The 20,799-nt window shown below is 70.7% G+C and carries 20 protein-coding genes; 12 read left to right on the plus strand and 8 right to left on the minus strand.

Annotated elements, in window-relative coordinates; translation table 11 throughout:
- The 3 genes from O7620_RS30035 to O7620_RS30045 form a co-directional block, all read right to left on the minus strand.
- A complete protein-coding gene (locus O7620_RS30035) occupies nt 1–807 on the minus strand; it encodes a hypothetical protein (RefSeq protein ID WP_278126496.1) in 807 nt (268 codons plus the stop codon).
- Between the two features lie 265 nt (nt 808–1,072).
- Nucleotides 1,073–2,479, minus strand: coding sequence for a metallopeptidase TldD-related protein (locus tag O7620_RS30040; RefSeq protein ID WP_278126498.1), 1,407 nt, complete (start codon nt 2,477–2,479; stop codon nt 1,073–1,075).
- 58 nt (nt 2,480–2,537) lie between these two features.
- Nucleotides 2,538–3,974 (minus strand): TldD/PmbA family protein, encoded by a 1,437-nt coding sequence (locus O7620_RS30045; RefSeq protein WP_278126499.1) that lies wholly within the window; start codon nt 3,972–3,974, stop codon nt 2,538–2,540.
- 425 nt (nt 3,975–4,399) lie between these two features.
- Between O7620_RS30045 and O7620_RS30050 the strand changes: the two genes are divergently transcribed.
- The 5 genes from O7620_RS30050 to O7620_RS30070 all read left to right on the plus strand — a co-directional run bounded on the left by O7620_RS30050 (nt 4,400) and on the right by O7620_RS30070 (nt 10,518).
- Entirely contained in the window at nt 4,400–5,455 is a 1,056-nt protein-coding gene (locus O7620_RS30050; protein WP_278127209.1) for an ABC transporter ATP-binding protein, read from the plus strand.
- Nucleotides 5,456–5,510: 55 nt separating this feature from the next.
- Complete coding sequence (locus tag O7620_RS30055; RefSeq protein ID WP_278126500.1) at nt 5,511–6,572, plus strand: dipeptide ABC transporter ATP-binding protein; 1,062 nt, start codon at nt 5,511–5,513, stop codon at nt 6,570–6,572.
- A complete protein-coding gene (locus O7620_RS30060; protein ID WP_278126502.1) occupies nt 6,569–7,576 on the plus strand; it encodes an ABC transporter permease in 1,008 nt (335 codons plus the stop codon). Before O7620_RS30055 ends, O7620_RS30060 begins: the two co-directional genes overlap by 4 nt.
- Nucleotides 7,577–7,643: 67 nt before the next feature.
- Complete coding sequence (locus O7620_RS30065; RefSeq protein ID WP_278126503.1) at nt 7,644–8,630, plus strand: ABC transporter permease; 987 nt, start codon at nt 7,644–7,646, stop codon at nt 8,628–8,630.
- Nucleotides 8,631–8,775: 145 nt separating this feature from the next.
- A complete protein-coding gene (locus tag O7620_RS30070) occupies nt 8,776–10,518 on the plus strand; it encodes an ABC transporter substrate-binding protein (RefSeq protein WP_278126504.1) in 1,743 nt (580 codons plus the stop codon).
- A gap of 95 nt (nt 10,519–10,613) precedes the next feature.
- Here O7620_RS30070 and O7620_RS30075 read toward each other — a convergent pair whose 3' ends face one another.
- A complete protein-coding gene (locus tag O7620_RS30075; RefSeq protein ID WP_278126506.1) occupies nt 10,614–11,039 on the minus strand; it encodes an SRPBCC family protein in 426 nt (141 codons plus the stop codon).
- 38 nt (nt 11,040–11,077) lie between these two features.
- Complete coding sequence (locus O7620_RS30080; RefSeq protein ID WP_278126508.1) at nt 11,078–12,118, minus strand: aldo/keto reductase; 1,041 nt, start codon at nt 12,116–12,118, stop codon at nt 11,078–11,080.
- A 110-nt stretch (nt 12,119–12,228) separates the two neighbouring features.
- On the opposite strand from O7620_RS30080, the gene O7620_RS30085 reads away from it, so the two are divergent.
- Both O7620_RS30085 and O7620_RS30090 read left to right on the plus strand, forming a co-directional pair.
- Nucleotides 12,229–13,128: a LysR substrate-binding domain-containing protein gene (locus O7620_RS30085; protein WP_278126509.1), complete on the plus strand. Its 900-nt coding sequence runs from the start codon at nt 12,229–12,231 to the stop codon at nt 13,126–13,128.
- Between the two features lie 48 nt (nt 13,129–13,176).
- Complete coding sequence (locus O7620_RS30090) at nt 13,177–13,467, plus strand: hypothetical protein (protein WP_278126510.1); 291 nt, start codon at nt 13,177–13,179, stop codon at nt 13,465–13,467.
- A 130-nt stretch (nt 13,468–13,597) separates the two neighbouring features.
- Here O7620_RS30090 and O7620_RS30095 read toward each other — a convergent pair whose 3' ends face one another.
- Nucleotides 13,598–14,176, minus strand: a complete 579-nt coding sequence (locus tag O7620_RS30095; protein ID WP_278126511.1) for a GIY-YIG nuclease family protein — start codon at nt 14,174–14,176, stop codon at nt 13,598–13,600.
- A gap of 147 nt (nt 14,177–14,323) precedes the next feature.
- Between O7620_RS30095 and O7620_RS30100 the strand changes: the two genes are divergently transcribed.
- Both O7620_RS30100 and O7620_RS30105 read left to right on the plus strand, forming a co-directional pair.
- Complete coding sequence (locus tag O7620_RS30100; RefSeq protein WP_278126512.1) at nt 14,324–15,019, plus strand: uridylate kinase; 696 nt, start codon at nt 14,324–14,326, stop codon at nt 15,017–15,019.
- 79 nt (nt 15,020–15,098) lie between these two features.
- Nucleotides 15,099–15,473: a DUF805 domain-containing protein gene (locus O7620_RS30105; RefSeq protein ID WP_278126513.1), complete on the plus strand. Its 375-nt coding sequence runs from the start codon at nt 15,099–15,101 to the stop codon at nt 15,471–15,473.
- 115 nt (nt 15,474–15,588) lie between these two features.
- On the opposite strand, the gene O7620_RS30110 is transcribed toward O7620_RS30105, so the two are convergent.
- Nucleotides 15,589–17,754, minus strand: a complete 2,166-nt coding sequence (locus tag O7620_RS30110; protein WP_278126514.1) for a prolyl oligopeptidase family serine peptidase — start codon at nt 17,752–17,754, stop codon at nt 15,589–15,591.
- Between the two features lie 87 nt (nt 17,755–17,841).
- Here O7620_RS30110 and mshB point away from each other — a divergent pair, with 87 nt between their 5' ends.
- The 3 genes from mshB (at nt 17,842) to O7620_RS30125 (ending at nt 19,784) form a co-directional block, all read left to right on the plus strand.
- A complete protein-coding gene (gene mshB / locus O7620_RS30115; RefSeq protein ID WP_278126515.1) occupies nt 17,842–18,786 on the plus strand; it encodes an N-acetyl-1-D-myo-inositol-2-amino-2-deoxy-alpha-D-glucopyranoside deacetylase in 945 nt (314 codons plus the stop codon).
- 17 nt (nt 18,787–18,803) lie between these two features.
- Complete coding sequence (locus O7620_RS30120) at nt 18,804–19,238, plus strand: hypothetical protein (RefSeq protein ID WP_278127210.1); 435 nt, start codon at nt 18,804–18,806, stop codon at nt 19,236–19,238.
- An 81-nt stretch (nt 19,239–19,319) separates the two neighbouring features.
- Nucleotides 19,320–19,784 (plus strand): hypothetical protein, encoded by a 465-nt coding sequence (locus O7620_RS30125; protein ID WP_151490732.1) that lies wholly within the window; start codon nt 19,320–19,322, stop codon nt 19,782–19,784.
- A gap of 21 nt (nt 19,785–19,805) precedes the next feature.
- Here O7620_RS30125 and O7620_RS30130 read toward each other — a convergent pair whose 3' ends face one another.
- The gene (locus tag O7620_RS30130; protein WP_278126517.1) at nt 19,806–20,765 is read right to left on the minus strand and encodes a GNAT family N-acetyltransferase; all 960 of its coding nucleotides are present in this window, start codon (nt 20,763–20,765) and stop codon (nt 19,806–19,808) included.
- Nucleotides 20,766–20,799 lie beyond the last annotated feature (34 nt).

Raw genomic sequence — 20,799 nt, forward strand, 5'->3', positions numbered from 1 at the left:
TTAGTTGATGAACCGCAGGTCGTCGAACCAGCCGGCCGCGAGCGCCATCACGTAGAAGTCGGTCAGCGCGAGGGTGCCGAGGGTGATCCAGGCGAGCTGCATGTGCCGGACGTTCAACGCCGAGACGAAGGTCCAGGCCCGGTAGCGCACCGGGTGCCTGGAGAAGTGCTTGAGCCGGCCGCCGATGATGTGCCGGCACGAGTGGCAGGAGATCGTGTACGCCCAGAGCATCACCACGTTGAGCAGCAGGACGAGGTTGCCCAACCCGAAGCCGAAGCCCTCGGGCGAGTGGAAGGCGAGGATCGTGTCCCAGGTGTTGATCAACGAGATGATCGCGGCGGCGTAGAAGAAGTAACGGTGCAGGTTCTGCCCGAGCAGCGGGAAGCGGGTTTCACCGCCGTACTCCTTGTGGCCGTCCGGGACGGCGCAGGCCGGCGGCGACAGCCAGAACGACCGGTAGTACGCCTTGCGGTAGTAGTAGCAGGTGAGGCGGAACAGCAGCAGGAACGGCAGGGTCAGCGCGGCGTCCGGGATGATCCACCAGCCGGGCAGGAACCGGCCGAAGTGCGAGGCTTCCTCGACGCACCGGTCCGTCACACACGGGGAGTAGAACGGAGTCAGGTAGTGGTACTGGTCGACCCAGTACCACTTGTGCATGAAGACCCGGACCGTCGCGTACGCGACCCAGGCGCTGAGCCCGATCACGGTGATCAGCGGGGCGAACCACCATCGGTCGGTACGCAACGTCTTCGCCGCGATGGCGGCGCGCGCCCGCGCTCCCCGCGGCCTCGTTGCCGTTGAAGTCATTCGAGTCGTCTCCTCGACGGGCCCGTACGGGCGGGCTGATCTCTCTCCGGTCGGCACGCGGACCGGCGAACCCGCACCCGCTGCCACGTCATGCGCACACCAACGACCACGCCGGATCGACCGACGCAGCTAAGTGACACACGTTACGCCGATCTTTGCGAGCCGTCCGCGCAAGGGAGTGTCCCGTGTGTCCGGCCTGCGGAAAAGCCCTGGCACGGCGATCGATGGCACGGTGTTAAGAACGTCACTGCCCGCCTCCGGCCGCTCAGCCGGACGCGCCCCCGGTGAAGTGCCAGGACGCGAGTCGCACCGAGGGCGCGGCCCACCAGGCACCGTCCACCCGGTCCGGTTGGCGCACCGGCCGCGCGCCCAGCCCGAGGACCGCGCCCGGCCCGAGGGCCCGGGGGTACGACTCGGTGAACCGCAGGTCGCGGACCGCCCGGACGACCGTGCCGTCCTCGATCAACCAGACGCCGTTACGGGTCAACCCGGTGACGACGAGGCTCTTCGGGTCGAGCACCCGCGTGTACCAGAGGTCGCTGACCAGCAGCCCTCGGCGTACCCCGGCGACCAGCGCGGCGGTGTCCCCGTCGACGACCGCACCGGCCGCCGCGCCCGTGGTGGCCCGGCCCGCCGCGCTGACCGGCCCGGCCACCGCACCGGACAGGTGCAGGTTACGGGCCATCGGGCCCCAGGTGGCGCCGCCGGCGACCGCGTGCCCGGTGGACTCGGCACCCGCCTCGGCGGCGGTCCGCCGGTCGTGCGCCACCGCCCGGGTGGTGCCCGCCTCGACCAGGGTCAGCGCCCGCCGGCCGGTGCCCTCGGCGTCGAACGGCAACCCCGACGCGCCCAGCGGGTCGTCGACCAGGGTCACCGACGGGTCGAACTGGGCCGCGCCCGGCTCGGCGAAGGACTGCCGCTCGGCGTACCGCTTGCCGTTGAAGCCGTACCAGGACAGGTTCTGCAGCAGGTCCGCCACCGCGGCCGGCTCGAACACCACCTCGTAGCGCCCCGGCGGCAGCTCGACCGGGTCGGTCGCGGCCTGCGCCTTCGCGGCGGCGCGCGCGCCCAGCTCGGCTCCGTCGAGGTCGGACAGCCGGTCGGCGCTGTGCCGGGCCATCCCGTCCGCGCCGTCGCGACGGGCGATGCCGTCCATCGCGGCCTCCGCGGAGCGGCCGCGCGCCGAGTGCCCGGCCGAGTTGGCGAACGCCGACGAACGGTGCGCGGTACGGCAGTAGCCGGCCGTGTTGAGGCCCCCGGCGGCGGCCACGAACGCGCCGACCCGGTCGGCCCGCTGATCCGGCTCGGCGTACGCGGTCGCCTCGTCGACGGGTGGCGCGACCGGCGCGGGCGTGGGCGGCGCCAACCCCGGCCAGCCCGGGTCGGGCGGGCAGAGGCGCGCCGCGGTCAGGGTGCGCTCGACCAGCGCGCGCAGCCCGTCGGTGGTGATCACGCTGCCGCTGCCGGCGGCGGTCCGCCCGTCGATGTGCAGTCGCAGCCGGACGCCGACGGTCGACTCGGAGACGTTCTGGTGGATGGCCGAGTTGGCGAAGCGGGTCAGGGCCAGATCCGCCCGGGTCACCACCGCCTCCGCCTGCGCGGCCGGCCCGCCGAGGTGCCGGACCAGCTCGACGACCTGCCCGGCCAGCTCCAGCTCGCTGGCCCCGTTCACGCGGAGCCGCCTTTCGTTCGCGACTGCGGGGCTCGCAAACCCGGCTCACTCCTCGCGCTCACGCTGAAACCCCCACCCGCACGTTGCGGAAGCGGGCCGGTGCCGCCGGATGGCCGGTGTGGCCGATCTGGCCGGGTTGGCCCTTGCCGCAGTTGGGCGTCCCCCAGGGCACCGTCTCGCCGGAGAGCATGTCCATCGAGCGCCAGAAGAGCGGGCCGATACCGGTGTACGTGGGGTTGCGCAGCATCCGCCCCCGCCGCCCTTTCTTGATCTCCCAGCCGACCTCGCAGCCGAACTGGAAGTTGAGCCGCTTGTCGTCGATCGACCAGGACCGGTTGAGGTCCATCAGTACCCCGTCGTCGGTGGCCGCGATGATCTCCTCCAGGGTGTGCGGGCCGGGTTCCAGGCCGACGTTGGTCATCCGCACCATCGGCAGCCGGACCCACCCGTCGGCCCGTACGCTGCCGCCGTAGTCGAGGCTCGCCATCGCGGCGGAGTCCCGCCCGGCGAGCACACCCACCCAACGACCGTCACGCACCGCGTCCCGTTTGACCGCGGGGGAGCCCTCGTCGTCGAAGCCGAAGCTGCCCAGCGCGCCCGGGATCGTCGGGTCGATGGTGATGTTCATCAGGTCGGAGCCGTAGCGCAGCGAGCCGAGCTGGGCCAGGTCCAGCCAGGACGTGCCGGCGAACGCGGCCTCCCAACCGAGAATCCGGTCCAGCTCGATGGCGTGCCCGACCGACTCGTGGATCTGCAGGGCCAGCTGCTCGCCGCCGAGGATCAGATCCGTCTCGCCGGCCGGGCAGGGTGGCGCGGTGAGCAGCGCCCGCGACTCCTCGGCGATCTGCGCGGCGTGCGCGGCGAGATCCAGCGACTCGACCAGCTCCCACCCGGTGGTGCCGTACTGGCCCCGGTAGCTGGGCCAGGAGCGGCGCTGCGTCTCGCCGTCGCCGATCGAGGTCGCCGAGATGCCGCCACCGCACTCGCGGATCCGTTGGTCGATGCGGTGCCCCTCACTGGAGACGAACCACTTCGCGGTGTCCCAGATCTGGTACAGCCCCTCGGCCAGGTCGGCGCCGTGCTCAGCCATCGTGCGGGTCGCGGCGACCAGCAGATCGCCCTTGTCCGACAGGGCCACCCCGAGCGGGTCGATCTGGCAGCCGGACGCCCAGCTCGCGGTGACCGCCTCGACCGGCACCAGGTCGACCGGGGGGCCCGGCACCCGCGCGCTCGCCATGGCCGTCCGCGTCGCACGTCGGCCGGCGTCGCGGGCGGCGGCGTCCGACAGATCGGGTACGGCGTGGAAGCCCCAGCTCGCGCCGACCAGCGCCCGGACGCCCAGCCCGATGCTCTCGTCCTGGGTCAGCTCCTCCACGTCGCCGTTGCGCGCGGTCATCGACTCGTAGCGGCGGTGCATTACCCGCGCGTCGGCGTACCGGGCGCCCGCGTCGAGGGCGGCCTGGACGGCGGCGGTGGCAGCGTCGAACTCGGTCATGGACCGACCCTAGGCCAGCCAACCGACACCCGTCAGGGGAGCAGATCTTCCGGCCGAATGGCGACCTTCACCGGCTCGGTCGCACCCGACGTGCGAGTACGCCCGACGGGCCGCACGATTCGCGCAACATCCTGGTTGTAGTGGTATCGCCGCGTCGGTGATGCCACTAGATCCTGGTTCGAGCGTGACCTTGACGACGAAGGGCGTGCCGCGCGCGCCGTGCGAGATGAACGGGCGTGGATGGCGAGGTGACGGGGGTGCGGTGCCGATGCCGACTCGTTACGCTCGGGCCCGCTGACACGTGCCGACTTTGTAGCTTATTTTCACCCTCGGGACTTTGTTGTAAGTTCTCTTCGTCACTGAGGGAGGTGGCCGTGGACAGCTCGGAACCGTCGCCGTCCGGGGAACCGGACGACCGCCCCGCCGTGCCGGCACAGCGCTCCGACCAGGACGCCTACCTGCGGGTGAGTGATCTTCGGGTCCGGTTCGACACCTCCGACGGCGTGGTGCGCGCGGTCGACGGGGTGTCGTTCGCCGTCGAGCGGGGCCGCACCCTCGGGATCGTCGGCGAGTCCGGTTCCGGCAAGAGCGTGACCTCGCTGGCCATCCTCGGTCTGCACGATCCCAAGCGGACCACCATCACCGGCGAGATCTCCGTCGGCGGCCGGCAGGTGGTCGGCCTGCCGGACGAGGAGGTACGCCGGCTGCGCGGCCGCGACATGGCGATGATCTTCCAGGATCCGCTGTCCGCGCTGCACCCCTACTACACCGTGGGCCGGCAGATCGCCGAGGCGTACCGAGTGCACCACCCGAAGGCCAACCGGCGCGAGGCCCGGCAGCGGGCGGTGGACATGCTGGACCGGGTGGGCATCCCACAGCCGGCCCGCCGCTTCGACCAGTACCCGCACGAGTTCTCCGGCGGCATGCGCCAACGGGCGATGATCGCTATGTCCCTGGTCAACGACCCGGCGCTGCTGATCGCCGACGAGCCGACCACCGCGCTCGACGTCACCGTGCAGGCGCAGATCCTGGACCTGCTCGCCGACCTGCAGGCCGAGTTCCACTCCGCGATCATTCTGATCACCCACGACCTCGGCGTGGTCGGCCAGGTCGCCGACGACGTCCTGGTCATGTACGGCGGACGTGCCATCGAGCGGGGCAGCGTGCAGCAGGTGCTCCGCTCGCCGCAGCATCCGTACACCTGGGGGTTGCTCTCCAGCGTGCCGTCGCTGCACGGCGACGCGGACGCGGACCTGGTGCCCATTCCCGGCAACCCGCCCAGCCTGATCAACCTTCCGTCGGGCTGCGCGTTTCACCCCCGCTGCCGCTACGCGGACCGCGCCGGCAGCCGGTCCCGCAGCGAGGTGCCCGAGCTGCGCCCGGCCGGGGACGACGGTCACCTGGTCGCCTGCCACCTGAGCGCCGAGGAACGCGCCGCGTTCTACGCCGAGGACATCGCACGAGTGGGGGTGGCTGTGTGAGGGCGAGGAACGCGGCGCAGCGGAGTACCGCAGTCCCGAACGGAGGACTGTGCAGATGACCGACGAACCACTGCTGCGGGTACGCGGGCTGACCAAGCACTTCCCGGTACGCCAGGGGCTGCGCGCGACCGGTCTGGTGCGGGCGGTCGACGGGCTCGACTTCGACGTGCGCCCGGGTGAGACGCTCGGCCTGGTGGGGGAGTCCGGCTGCGGCAAGACCACCACCGGTCGGATGCTGGTGCGGCTGTTGGAGCCGACGAGTGGCAGCATCGAGTTCGCGGGACGGGACATCACCCACGCCGGCCGGCGGGAGTTGCGCCCGCTGCGCCAGGAACTCCAGATCATCTTCCAGGACCCGTACGCCTCGTTGAACCCCCGGCACACCGTGGGCCGGATCGTGGCGATGCCGTTGCAGGTCAACGGGATCAACCCGCCGGGTGGGATCAAGGCCCGGGTGCAGGAGTTGCTGGAGCTGGTCGGGTTGAACCCGGAGCACTACAACCGGTATCCGCACGAGTTCTCCGGCGGGCAGCGTCAACGCATCGGCATCGCCCGGGCGCTGGCCCTGCGGCCCAAACTGATCGTCGCCGACGAGCCGGTGTCCGCGCTGGACGTCTCGATCCAGGCGCAGGTCGTCAACCTGCTGCGTGACCTGCAACGGGAGCTTGGCCTGGCGTTCGTGTTCATCGCGCACGACCTGGCCGTGGTCCGGCACTTCTGCCAGCGGGTCGCGGTGATGTACCTGGGCCGGATCGTCGAGATCGGCGACCGCGCCGACATCTACGAGCGCCCGCAGCATCCGTACACCCGGGCTCTGCTCTCCGCGATCCCGGACGTCACCCAGCTCGGCCCGGCGGGCCGGATCCGGCTGACCGGCGACGTGCCGACGCCGCTCGACCCGCCGTCGGGCTGCCGGTTCCGCACCCGCTGCTGGAAGGCGCAGGACGTCTGCGCGACCGAGGAGCCCGCGCTGGTGGCGCGCGACGGCGGTAACCAGGCCACTGCGTGCCACTTCCCGGAACCCGCCGGTGCCGCGTCGCAGGCGGAGGCCGCCGTGGTCGGCGCCGAGCCGGCGGGGCGCGGGGTCGAAGCGAACGTCGAGGAGGTGTCGTCGTGAGCCTGTCCCCGGTGGAGGGTGTGGCGCTTGCCGAGATCGAGTCCGACGGCGGCATGGGCGAGCCCGCGGCCAAGGGGGTCGTCCGTCGCTCACCCGGGCAGCTCGCCTGGCTGCGGCTGCGCCGCGACCGCACGGCCGTCGTCAGCGGCGTACTCCTGGTCTTCTTCATGGTGTTGGGGTTGTCCGCCCCGCTGATCGAGGTGGTCTACGGGGTCGGCCCGCGCGAGCAGTTCCAGAACCTGCTGGACGGCTTCGGCATGCCACTGGGCTACGCCGGCGGCGTCACCGGGGACCACTGGTTCGGCCTGGAGCCGGGGTTGGGCCGTGACATCTTCATCCGGTTGATCTACGGGCTGCGGACGTCGCTGTTCATCGCGTTCGCCGCCGCGCTGATCACCGCGACGATCGGCATCGTGCTCGGCGCGCTCGCCGGCTACCTCGGTGGCTGGCTCGACGCGGTGATCAACTGGATCACCGACCTGACCCTGGCCATGCCGTTCCTGATCATCGCGTTGGCGCTCACCCCCACCATCACGCTGCGCTTCTACGGCGAGCGGGGGCAGGTGTCGTCCGCGTTCGGGGTGGGCGTGCTGATCGCCGTCTTCGCCATCTTCGGCTGGACCAGCACAGCCCGTCTGGTGCGCGGGCAGGTGATCGCGCTGCGCGAGCGGGAGTTCGTGGAGGCCGCCAAGGCCAGCGGCGCCGGGCTCGGGCACATCATCTTCCGGCAACTGCTGCCGAACATCTGGGCGCCGATCCTGGTCTCGTTCTCCCTCGCCGTGCCGCAGTTCATCACCAGCGAGGCCGCGCTGTCGTTCATCGGTGTCGGCCTCAGCGACGAGACCCCGAGCTTCGGCCGGATGATCTACGACAGTCTGGACTTCCTCCAGACCGACCCGGCGTACGTGTTCTTCCCGGGCATCACGATCTTCGCGCTGGTGTTCGCCTTCAACCTCTTCGGCGACGCGTTGCGGGACGCGCTCGACCCGAAGTCCTCCCGGTAGGGGTTCGTGTGAGCGCGAGGAATGCAGCGAAGCGGAGCCCCGCAGTCGCGAACGAAAGGTGGCTCTCATGTCGCGATTCCTGATCAAGCGGCTGTTCTCCGCCACACTGACCCTCTTCGCGGTGAGCGTGCTGACGTTCCTGATGTTCTTCGCCCTGCCGCGCGACCCGGTCAGCAGCATCTGCTCGAAGAACTGCAACCCGGAGCGGCTGGAGCGCGTCCGCGACGACCTGGGCCTCAACGACCCGCTGGTCAGCCAGTACGCCGGCTACATGAAGGGCATCGTCACCGGTCGGGACCTGGGCAGCGCGCAGGGTGGCCGGTGCGATGCGCCCTGCCTCGGCTGGTCGTACGTCACCAACGAGGCGGTCTCGGACACGATCGCCCGGGTGCTGCCGGTGACGCTGAGCATCGTCATCCCGGCGGCCATCCTCTGGCTGCTGCTCGGGGTCGGGTTCGGCATGGTGTCGGCGCTGCGGCGGGGCACCTGGCTGGACCGGGCCGCCATCGGCTTCTCGCTGACCGGCGCGTCGTTGCAGCTCTACTTCGTGGGCGCGGTGCTGCTGCTGGTGTTCGTCTACAACCTGCGGCTGTTGCCGGTGCCCAGCTACACGTCCCTCTTCGACAATCCGGCGAAGTGGGCCAGCGGGTTGGTGCTCGCCTGGGTGGCGCTGGCCTTCCTCTTCGCGGCCATCTACGCCCGGTTGTCGCGGGCGCAGATGCTGGAGACGCTGTCCGAGGACTTCGTCCGGACCGCGCGGGCGAAGGGCCTGGCCAAACCCAAGGTGTACGGGCGGCACGCGCTGCGCGCGGCGATCACCCCGGTGGTGACCATCGCGGGGCTGGACGTGGGCGGGGCGCTGGGCGGCACGGTGATCACCGAGACGACGTTCGGCATCCAAGGGCTGGGGCGTACGGCGGTGGACGCCGTGCGCTCGGGTGACCTACCGACGATCATGGCCACCGTGCTGATCGCGGCCGTCTTCGTGGTGTTGGCGAACGTGCTGGTGGACCTGCTCTACGCGGCCATCGACCCCCGGGTGCGGCTGCGCTGAGCCGAGCGGTGGCCAGCGCGTGGCCGGTGGCGAAATTTATCGACAACTGTTACACAACTCGTAGGTTTTCTTCCTTACGATCCTCGGGACGTCGGCGGTTCGCGCCCCGACGGACCGCACGGCACATGGGTGAAGGAGGTACTTCATGCGACCACGCGTGGCGGTTGCCGCAGGCGGCGCGATCGCTCTGGTTGTGGCATTGGGTGCGTGCTCGAAGAACACGGGCGAGGGCACCACGGTGGACACCGAACGGCAGCAGACCGGGGTCATCGCGACCGACCCCAAGGACTCGCAGGGCCCGGCGGCCGAGGTGAGCGGCGCCGCCAAGGGCGGCACCTTCACCATCATCCGGGAGTCGCCGATCTCCCACCTCGACCCGCAGCGGACGTACTCGTTCGCCGGGTTGATGACCAACCCGCTCTTCGCGCGGTACCTGACCACGTGGAAGGACGACGGCAAGGGCGGCCTGGTCCTCGTCGGCGACCTGGCCGAGACACCGGGCAAGAACGTCAACAACGACTGCAAGGTCTGGGAATTCACCGTCAAGGACGGGGTGAAGTTCGAGGACGGCCGGCCGATCACCTCCAAGGAGATCGCGTACGGCATCGCCCGGTCCTTCGACCCGGACCTGTCCGGCGGCCCGACCTACATCCAGGAGTGGCTGGCCGACACCCCGCAGTTCGACACCAAGTGGGACTTCAAGAAGAACAAGACGTCGCTGCCGCCCGGCCTCTCCACGCCGGACGCCAAGACGCTGCGCTTCGAGTTCGCCAAGCCCCGCTGTGACCTGCCGTTCGCGGCCTCGCTGCCGACCACCGCGCCGCTGCCCGCCGACAAGGACACCGGTGTCGACCTGGACAAGCAGCCGTTCTCGTCCGGCCCGTACAAGGTCGCCAAGAACCAGGTCGGCGTGCAGATCACCCTGGACCGCAACCCCAACTGGGACCCGAACACCGACCCGGTCCGGCACCAGTACCCGGACCAGTTCGTCTGGAGCTTCGGCCCGACCGCGGACGCCGCCAACAACCGGGTGATCGCCGACAACGGCGCCGACCAGAGCGCGCTCGCCTTCAACTTCGTGCCCGCCTCGCTGGTCGCCAAGGTGGCCGGGGACGCGTCGCTCAAGTCGCGCAGCATCCTCTCCCCGACGCCCAGCGCCAACCAGCTCGTCATCAACAACCAGCGGGTCACCGACCTGAAGGTCCGCCAGGCGCTCAACTACGCCATCGACCGTGAGGGCTTCATCAAGGCGATGGGCGGGCAGACCGTCGCCGCGCCGCTGACCACGCTGATGCCGCCGGCCACCATCGGCTACAAGGCGTACGACGCGTACCCGGCGGGTGCCAACGGCAACGTCGACAAGGCCAAGGAGCTGCTCGGCGGAAAGACTCCGGAGCTGGTCCTCGGTGTCGCCGACAACTCGACCGAGCAGCAGCAGGGTGCCCAGCTCAAGGCCAACCTGGAGCGGGCCGGCTTTAAGATCACGCTGCGGAACATCTCGGACGACGCCAAGCTCGACGAGATCAAGAAGAAGGACAACCCCTGGGACCTGTACATCGGTAACTGGGCGGCCGACTGGCCGAGCGGCGCGTCGATCCTGCCGGTGCTCTACGACGGCCGCACCATCAAGGCCGAGGGCAACAGCAACCAGTCGTACTTCAACGACCCGACGATCAACGCCGAGATGGACCGGATCCTCGCCCTGGAGCCGGCCGCGCAGGGTCCCGAGTGGGCCAAGCTCGACGAGCGGATCATGAAGGAGTTCGCACCGGTGGTGCCGCTCTTCGTCGACGTGGCCTACAACGTGCACGGGTCCAAGGCCGGCGGGATCTTCATCTCCAGCGTCTTCGGCTACCCGTCGTTCGTGAACGCGTACGTCAAACCGTAAGTCACACCGCAGGCCAGATGGGCCCTCTTCCGACAACGCCGTCGGGAGGGGGCCCATCTGTTCCCGCGTGGCATCTCGACGAGATCCCTCACCGGTCAGGCGGCAGCCGTGGTGAGTGTCTGGTCCAGTGCCGCCAGGCCATCCCGGTAGATGCCGCGGAACAGGGCGACCGCATCCGCATCGCTGACGCCGTCCGGCGTGAAGGTGCCGGACCACTGCACGCGGGCCGTGTTCTGTCCGGGCACGGCGTGCACGGTGAGGGTGGCGAGGTAGCCGGTAACGGGGAAGGGGGCGTCGACGATGGAGTAGGTGTAGGTGCGTGCCGCGTTGTCGAAGGCTTCGAGACGCTCGACGATGACGCCGCCGTCCGCGCTCTCCAGGGTGCGGACGCGTCCACCCTCGCTGAGTTTGCTGGTGGGGATGTAGGGCAGCCAGTCGGGAAGCGAGTTGAAGCCGCCGATGAGCTGCCAGGTGCGGTCGGGCGAGGCGGGAACGTCAACGAACTCGGTGGCTGTGGCCACGGGATTCTCCTGGGGAACTGAATCAGTGGGATGCGGGTTCACGCTGCGGGTACGGGCGCGGAGTCGGCGATCAGCTTCTCCTCGCGCAGGGCCGCCCAGAAGGCGGCCGGCACGGTTTCGTCGAGGGCGGCCAGGTCTTCCGCGATGCGGCTGGGCTTCGTGGCCCCTGGGATCACGGCAACCGTGGCCGGGTGGGCGAGACAGAAATGCAGTGCGGCGGCCTTGACGCTGACCTGGTATCGCTCCGCGAGTGCCTTGATCCGCTGCACCTTGTCGATGATGGCCGCGGGCGCCTTCTGGTACTCGAAGTGCGTGCCTCCGGCGAGGATTCCCGAGCTGTAGGGGCCACCGACGACGATGTCCACGTTCTGGGCCGAGGCGCCCGGCAGGAGGCGCTGTAGGGCCCGGCCGTGGTCGAGGAGAGTGTAGCGGCCGGCGAGGAGGAAGGCGTCAGGCTTCGGTTCGTCGAGGTCAAGAGTGATTTCCAGGGGTTCTACGCGGTTGACGCCCAGCCCCCACGCCTTGATGACGCCCTCGTCGCGCAGCCTCTGCAGGACCCGGAAGGCGCCCGTGCGGGCCGTCTCGTAGACGGCCAACCACTCGTCTCCGTAGAAGTCCTGCGCGACGTCGTGCACCCACACGATGTCGAGGCGGTCGGTCTTGAGGCGCTTGAGGCTGTCGTCGATGGAACGCATAGTGGCGTCGGCGGTGTAGTCGTTGACGACCTTGTTCGGACGGCCGTGCTCGAAGAGGCCACCCTTCTCGCCGAGGTCGCGGGCGGCGGGGTTTTCGATCTCGTCGAGGATGACGCGGCCGACCTTGGTGCTGAGGACGTATTCGTCGCGGGGGTGCTCGGACAGGACGTTGCCGAGCCGGATCTCGGAGAGACCCGCGCCGTAGAAGGGCGCGGTGTCGAAGTAGCGGATGCCCTGGTCCCATGCCGCTTGGACGGTGGCCGCAGCCTCCTCGTCGGGAATGTCGCGGAACATGTTGCCGAGCGGCGCGGTGCCGAATCCAAGCGCGCCGGGAAGGAGATTCCTGATAGTCATGGGATGGACCTCTTTATGGTTGTTGATCAATCTATATGAGAGAACTTACGGCTAACTGACCCCGCAAGGTCGAGGTTAAGATCCAAGCATGAGACTGTCCAAGACTTCCCTGGGCTCACTTGAGTCCTTCGGGGTCTCAGATGCTTGATCTCCGACAACTCCGGTACTTCGTGGCCGTTGCCGACGCCGAACACGTCGGACGCGCTGCTGCCCAGCTGCACATCTCCCAGTCGCCGCTCAGCCGGCAGATCGCCCAGTTCGAGAAGCACCTGGGTCTCACCCTCTTCGAGCGGAGCCAGCAGCGCATCCGGCTGACCCCCGACGGCCGGGTCTTCCTGACCGAGGCCCGCGCTCTGCTGCGCCACGCGGACAGGCTGGAGAACCTCGGCCGGCGGCTCGGCCGCGGCGAGGAGGGCGGCCTGTGCATCGGGTACGTTGCCGAAGCCATGCATTCGGGCGTCCTACCCACTGCCCTTCGCGCTCTACGTCAGGAACGCCCCGGGATCCATGTCGCACTGTACGATCAGGAGTCTGCCGACCAGTTGGAAGGCCTGCGTCAGCGCAGTCTGGACATCGCGCTGGTCCGCACGCCGCCGTCGGAGGACGATCCGGATCTGACGGCGTCTCCGCTGCTTCAGGATCCGCTGCTGCTCGCACTGCCTGCGAATCATGAGCTTGTGGAGCGGGCGGAGGTGACGCCCAATGACCTGACCGGGCAGCCGTGGATCGCGGTGGCCACCACACAGGACCCGGCTGGGCGTGACTCGTTCGTCGCGTCGTGCGTGGCCTCCGGCTTCACACCGGACATCCGCCTCAACGCGGCTGATCCGCTCACCGCGCTGGGCCTGGTCGCCTCCGGTCTCGGCCTCGCGCTCGTCCAGCGGAGCATGACGCGTGGCGTGACCGAGGGCATCCTGGTGCGTGAACTTCCCTGGTACGGGGGGTCCGTGCAGATGTGGGCGGCCTGGCACCGGGTCGATCTTCGGCCCGTGGTGGGGTCATTCCGCGAGACAGTTCTCGCGGCACAGGGAGCAATCTGAACGGAGGGAAGCAGGAGAGGTCTGCACGGGGTCACGGCGGCTGTTGAGTTGGTCGACGGGCCGCAGGCGGTCGCCCGGCACGAGGAGGCGATCGGGTGGGACGGATGGCGGTGGCTGCCGGTCGAGCACCGTGCCGCGCACCTGATCGACGCGGCGCGCGCCTACTTCCTGACGGACGACCTGACCAACGCGGCCCGAGTCCTGTTGCGGGAGAACAGCGTCGCGCCCGCCGAGATCCGTCAGCGGCCAGCCGCGCGGGACGTGGTCGCCCTGGTCGCCCGTGACCCGGACGCCCCACCGACGATCACCCAACTCGCCATCAGCCACGGGGTGCTGTGAGTACGGCGGCTTACTCCTCATGGCGCCCAAGGTCACGCTCGAACATGGATCGAGTGGCTATGTGCCGCCGGGATGCCACTCGATCCTGGATCGAGCGCGATCTTGGGGGGCGGGCTGGCGGTTACCGCGTTTACGAGGGCTCGGCCGGGCTGCTGCTCGCGTTGTACGAGATCTTGGCGGCGAGCACGGCCGCCTGGAGGTGCTCGGGGCTGACGCCGTGCACGTTGAGCGGCGGGTGCAGACGCCGGACAAGTTCGGCCTCGGTGGTCGCCGGCTCCGTGTCCTCCGCCCAGGTCAGGCGCAGGTGCTCGTGCATCCAGGCGGTCAGCCGCGCCTCATCCTCGGCGACCAGGACGACGCGATCCGTCCACGTCGTCCGGTATCCCTCGGCGACGAGGAGGCCGGCCAATGTACGGCGCAGTGTCGAGCTGCCCGAACGCCTCAGGTGGTTGCGCAGGATCCGGCCCCGCAGGCTGGTTGCCCGCCCTAGGTACAGCAGCCGTAGCGACGGGACGCTGTCATTCGCCGGCCCGGGGAGATCGGGAAGGATCGAGGGACCAGCCCACCAGGCGTAGACACCGCTGCCACGGCTGAGGCGCTTGACGGCGACGTCGAGTCCGACCGGCTCGCCGGAGAGCAGCCGCAGGGCCTCCTCGACCCGGGCTTCGTCGGTTGGGGCGTCGTCGGGTCGCGTTTCGGGAGTGGTCATCGGGGCCAGCCTAGACGTCCCAGGCGGAGCGTGGCCGGGGCCGCCACGTCATCTCGTTCACTCGGGTGTCGGCTGGCGCGCGAGGGTTGCGGGCACCAGGTTGGCTCGACACCTGGCGGCCTTCACGAACACGGGATGGGGCGGGGCATGAACCAGGGCACGCGGGACGAGTTGATCGGTCACCTGGCTGAGGCGGTCGGGTCCGTCACCGTCGCGCATCCGACGCGGGTCGCCATCGACGGCCCGCCCGCCGCCGGCAAGACGACGCTCGCCGACGAACTGGCCGTCGTCCTACGCGACCAGGGCCGCGACGTCATCCGCGCGACGATCGACGATTTCCTCTTCCCCCGGGCGCGGCGCTATTCGCGCGGCGAGTACTCGGCCGAGGGGTGTTACTTCGACACCCACGACTACGACGCGCTGAACCGGGTCCTGCTCGATCCACTCGGCCCGGACGGAGAACGGCGCTTCCACCACTCGGCGTACGACCGCACCACGGATGCCGCCCTGTCCCCACCGGCCATGACTGCCGGCGCCGACGACGTGCTGCTCTTCGACGGCGTCTTCCTGCTGCGCCCGGAACTGATTGATCGGTGGGATCTGCGGATCTTCGTGTCGACCGCGCTCGACAAGACCGTGGATCGTGCCGTGATCCGAGAGCGCCGGGTGTCATCCCAGGCCGACGTCGAGCGGCGCTGGCGCGAGCGTTACATCCCCTCCCAGCAGCTCTACTTCACCACCGTCCACCCGACCGATCACGCCGACATCGTCGTGCACAACGACGACCCGCAGCGGCCGGCCTGGGAGATCAGGCACCGTGGCTGCCGCGTCTCGACCGCTTGAACCGTTGACCCCGCCGCGTCGGTCTGTTTGGCTGCCTCCGCGATGACCTTGAACACCCCTCGATAAACCGGAGATAGTCATGTCCTTCATTGCCGCAATCAAGTCCGTCTTCAACCAGTACGTCGGCTTCAAGGGCCGGGCACGGCGGTCTGAGTACTGGTGGTTCGCCCTGTTCAGCGTCCTTGTCAGCATTGTCGCTGCCATTCTGGACAGCGCGCTGGGACTGACCTTCGGGGAGGGCTCCTCCACCGGTTTCATCGCCCTCATCGCCTACCTGGTGCTGCTGCTGCCGTCGTTGGCGGTCGCGGTGCGACGCCTGCACGACACCGACCGGACGGGGTGGTGGGTGCTGATCGGCGTGGTGCCGCTCGTGGGCGCCATCGTCCTGCTCGTGTTCTTCGTGCTGGACGGCACGCCCGGGGCGAACCGCTTCGGTGCCAGCCCCAAGGGCTGACCCGCTGTCCGTGCTCCAACGGGCACGGATCACACGCTGGGCAGACAGGTCCCCTTCCGGCAGGACTGCCGGGAGGGGACCGCTTCCGTTCACCGCCGTCGGAACCAGTTATCCGTCAGGCTCGGGGTGCGGTGAGCATCCCCAGGTGGGTGCGGAGGAAGTCCAGCTCCAGCGGGAGCAGACGTTCGGCGGTGCCGTTCGCGGCCATGTGGGTGGCGCCGGTCAGCGGCAGCACGGCGTGCGGGCGGCCGGTGCTCAGCAGCGCCGCCGAGAGCCGCAGCGTGTGCGCGGCCACCACGTTGTCGTCGGCCAGACCGTGCACCAGCAGCAACGGGCGGGCCTGGTCCGGCCCGGTGACCGGCTCGGCGGCCAACTCGATGAGCGAATGGTGCGCGTACACGTCCAGGCCGTCCTCCGGCAGCCCGAGATAACGCTCGGTGTACGCGGTGTCGTACAGCGCCCAGTCGGTCACCGGAGCGCCCGCGATCCCGCACTTGAACAGCTCCGGGTGGCGCAGCACCGCCAGGCCGGCCAGCCAGCCACCGAACGACCAGCCGCGCACCGCCACCCGCTCGAGGTCCAGATCCGGGTGCTTGCCGGCGAGGGCGGTCAACGCGTCGATCTGGTCGGTCAGGATCACGTCGGCGACCCGCCGGTGGATCGCCTTCTCGAACGACGGCGCCACGCCCGGCGTACCCCGGTTGTCGATGGTGACCACCGCGAACCCGGCGTCGGCCCACCACTGCCGTTCCAACCACGCGGCCCGCGCCGCCACCACCTCCTGGTGCCCCGGGCCGCCGTAGATGTCCAGCAGCACCGGCAGCCGCCGGCCCGTCACGTGGTTGTCCGGGTACAGCACCGCGGCCGGAAGCCGCCGGTCGGTCACCCGCTCCAGCAGCGGCAGCGGTGAGTACGGCGGGTTGGCGGCCAGCGACCGCAGCTCGGCCAGTTCCTGATCGCCGCGACGGACCGTCCAGCGCACCCCGGCGTGGTCCAGCGAGGCGACCCCGACGACCAGCACGTCCCCGCCCACGGCGGCCGTGTGCCAGCCGGAGTCGGTGGTGATCCGGCGCGCGTCCACCCCACCGCCGATCGTGGTGCGGACCCGGAACAGGTGCCGCTCGCTCGGCTCGCCGTCACTCGCCTCGACCAGCAGGTCCGCCGGGCCGGACACGGCCGGCAGCCGACCCACCACCCGCCGCACGTACAGCGACGGGGGAGTGAGCAGCGTGCCGTCGGCGAACAGGCACCGCGCGTCGTACCCGTCGTGGGCCAGCTCCCCGCCGACCAGCACCCGGCCGTCCGGCAGGTGCGCCGGGGTGCCGGCGATCGGCTCCACCCAGCGCGGATCGGCCAGTTCGGCGTGCACCTGCGTCTCACCGGTGCGCGGGTCCACCGCGAGCACCAGCCCGTGCTGCTGCGAGCGGCGCAGCACGGTGATCAGCGGGCTGCCCTCACCCCAGCTGACCCCGGTCAGGTACGGGTAGGTTTCCCGGTCCCAGTGCACGTCGACCCAGCCGTCGTCCAGGTCCAGCAGGTGCAGGCTGACCTCCGCGTTCGGCCCACCCGCCCGGGGGTACGCGACCGCCGTCGGTGGGCTCGCCGGGTCGGCCGGGTCGTGCAGGTGCCACCGCTCCAGGCGGGACTCGTCGACCCGGGCGGCCAGCACCATGCGGCCGTCCGGCGCCCACCAGTAGCCCCGGAACCGGCCGAACTCCTCGGCCGCGATGTGCTCGGCCAACCCCCAGCTCACCCCGGCGTCCTCGCCGGCCAGCAGGGTGTCGGTGCCGTCGGCCTCGATCACCCGCAGCTCGCCCCGGCGGACACCCTCGGCGGCGTCGGTCACGTACGCCAGCCGCTGCCCGGTCGGGTCCGGACGTGGGTCGAGCACCGGGCCGACGGCGGCCACCTCGACCACGTCGCCGTGCACCAGATCGGCCCGGAAGAGGCGCCCGGCCAGCGCGAACACGGCGACGCGGCCGGCGGCGTCCAGCGCGTACGACCCGATGCCGGCGGCGTTGAGCCGCAGCCGCTCGCGCAACGCGCGCTCGCCCGGGGAGAGTGACCGGGGGTCGCCGCCCTCACCCAGCAGGGTGGCCGGGTCGGCCACCAGATGCTCCTCGCCGGTGGCCACGTCGAGCTGCCACAGCGCGTCCGCCGGGTCCTCCGGACCGGCGGAGCGCAGGAAGATCACTCGGGAGCCGTCCTCGGCCACGGCGACGGCGCGCGGCGCGCCGTGGGTGAACCGGCGGGTGCGGGCGGCCAGCTCCGGAAAGTCCACAGGCCAAATCGTAGAGCGGTACCGGAGGTGATGTGGCCGACCTGGGCGGACGCGTCAGCGCCGGCCGGGGGAGAACCGCCGGTTAGAGTGACTGACGTGACGACGCTGCCCGACCGCCGCCTGCTGCTGGTCCACGCGCACCCGGACGACGAGTCCATCGGCACCGGTTCGACGATGGCCCACTACGCCGCCGCCGGCGCGCACGTGACGCTGGTGACCTGCACCCTCGGCGAGGAGGGTGAGATCCACGTACCGGCGTTGTCCCAGCTCGTCGCCGCCGAGGCCGACCAGCTCGGCGGGTACCGGATCGCTGAGCTGGCCGCCGCCTGCGCGGCGCTCGGCGTCAGCGACCACCGCTTCCTCGGCGGAGCGGGCCGCTACCGCGACTCCGGGATGATGGGGCTCGCGACCAACGAGCACCCCCGCGCCTTCTGGCAGGCCGACCTCGACGAGGCCGCCGGGCACCTGGTGGAGATCATGCGGGAGGTACGCCCGCAGGTGCTCGTCACGTACGACCCGAACGGCTTCTACGGCCACCCCGACCACATCCAGGCGCACCGGGTGGCGATGCGTGCCGTCGAGCTGGCCGCCGCCGAGGGCTGCGCCCCGGCCAAGGTCTACTGGACGGCGATGCCGCTCAGCGTGCTGGAGGCCGGCATGGCGCATTTCGCCGAATCCTCGGACAACCCGTTCGCCGGCATCCAGGACCTCGCCGAGCTGCCCTTCGGCACCCCGGACGGCCAGATCGCCGCCCGGATCGACGGCACCGACCAGCACACCGCGAAGGAGGCCGCGATGCGGGCGCACGCCACCCAGATTCCGGCCACCTCCTGGCTCTACTCGATCGCCGGCAACTTCGGCGGCGAGTTCATGGGCGTGGAGTTCTTCACCCTCGCGGTCGGCGAGAAGGGCCCCGGCTCCGGCCCGTACGGGTGGGAGGACGACCTGTTCGCCGGGCTGCCCGACGAGACCGGACTGCCCGACGGGGCCGGCGCCGATCGTCGCCCGGTGGCGGCGGCCGGTCTCCGGTGACCCTGCCCGCCGCGCCGATGTCGGTCGTGCACGATCAGGACACCCCGCCGGAGGCGGGGCCGCCGCCGCGACTGCTGGACCTGGGCCTGCGGGTGGCCGGCGGGGTCGTGGTGGTGCTGGCCGGGGTGCTGACCGGGGTGCTGGAGCTGCTGCTCGCCACGGTCCGCGTCGGTGGCCAGTTGATCGGCGTGTCGGTGCTGGTCGCCGTCGGCGCCAACATCGCGCTGAGCTGGTTCGCGCACGAGGCGGTGGGCCGCCGGTGGGCGGTGGCACTGCCCGCGGTGCCGTGGTTCGCGCTGATGGCGGTGGCCGCCATCCGGACCACAGAGGGTGACCTGCTGCTGGCCGGCGACAACTGGGTCGGTCTGGCCATGATCGTGGCCGGCGCGATGACCTTCGCGGTGATGGGTTTCCGGCAGATCCTCGCCCCGCCGCCCACCCTCCTCGGCTGATGACGCCACCCAGGTACGGGTGGTAGATATTCCTGCCAGGGATGCGGCCCCGCGATGGGGCGTACGGCAGGAGGTCGCGCGATGGACAGACGGTGGCGGGATGTCGGAGTGCTCACGGGGGCCCTGTTCGCGGCGAACGTCGCCGCCCGGCTGATCATCCGGTTCGGCTTCGACGGTGACGACACCGCCGCCGATCGGATGTCGCTGGCGATGTTCGTGGTGATCGGGTTGATCCTGGCCGTGGTCGCCTTCCGCTGGGGCAGCCGGCGGCCACTGGGTGCCTGGGCGGGCGACGTGGCCGTCGTGGTGGGGGCCGCGATGGCGCTGACCGTGCTGGTCGGGCCGCTGCTGGTCGGCCACGATCCGTTCGCCGGTGGGGCGGGGACGTTCTTCGCCCAGATCTGGCTGTACCTGCTCGCCACCGGCGCCGGGGTGCTGATCGGGTACCTGGTGCTCACCGCGCTCGGTCGCGACTACCGCTCGCAGCAGCTCAAGCGGTACGCCGAGGTCAAGGCCGCCAAGCCGCGCCGAGTCGTCCGCCGCTGACCCGTCGGGGCGGTCGGATCGTCAGTGCGGGGCGACGCGGGTCAGGTAGGTGTGGTGGGTGGTGAAGCCAAGCTTCTGGTAGAGCGCCACCGCCGCGCTGTTGCGCTGCTCCACCTGGAGAAACGCGCGCGTCGCGCCGGCTGACTCCGCCCAGGCGGCCAGCTCGTGGATCACCTGCCGGGCCAGCCCCCGGCGGCGGGCCGCCGGCAGCACCTCGATGAGGCTCAGGCCGAGCCAGCGTCCGCCGCCGGTCACCGTGCCCCGGCCGGTCGCCACCAGTTCGCCGTCGACGTACGCGTGGGCGAAGCGCACCTGGGCCACGGCGGTGAGTACGTGCCGTGCGGCGTCCGGCAGGCCACCCTTGCGGCCGGCGGCGACGGCCAACCATTTCTCGCTGGGTGCGGTGTTCAGCTCGACGTCCGCGCCGGCGGCGGCGTCGGCCGGGGTCGACGTGGGCAGGGGGAGCGGCGCGGTCTGCACCAGCGTGGGCGGGCGGCTGCCCCATCCTCGGGCGTCCAGCTCGGCGCCGACCGGCGCGGCGAGCGGCAGTGGTGTGTTGACCATCGCCGGCTGGCCCTGCTCGGCGTACCAGCGCTCCACCGCGTCCACGGCGGCCGGCAGCGGCCGGTCCGGGTCGCCGATCGGCAGCGCCGAGTTGGCCCGCCCGGTCCAGCCGTCGGCCGATCTGAGCAGCCAGTCTCCCAGGCGGCCACGGGTGGTCGCCGGCCAGGCCTCGTCGGCGGCCCGCTCCAGCGCCACGACTGCCGCGGCGGTCGGTCGACGCGTCGGCGGCACCCGCTTGGCCCGGTGGACCTGTGTCACCGGCACCCGCAGCCGACCCTGCGCGGTGGCCAGCGTGAGATGAGTCTCGCTCAGCTCCACCAGTTCGCCGAGAGCGTCGGAGAACAGGGGGCGGCCTTCGCGAATCCCCACAATCCGGCGAACCACGATCCGGTGTCCCACATCCTGCTGTCGGAGCACGATCGACCCCCTCCCCGGCGAGATACTAGGCTCT

Origin of the sequence: Micromonospora sp. WMMD710, assembly GCF_029626045.1 — a bacterium.
GTDB lineage: Bacteria > Actinomycetota > Actinomycetes > Mycobacteriales > Micromonosporaceae > Micromonospora.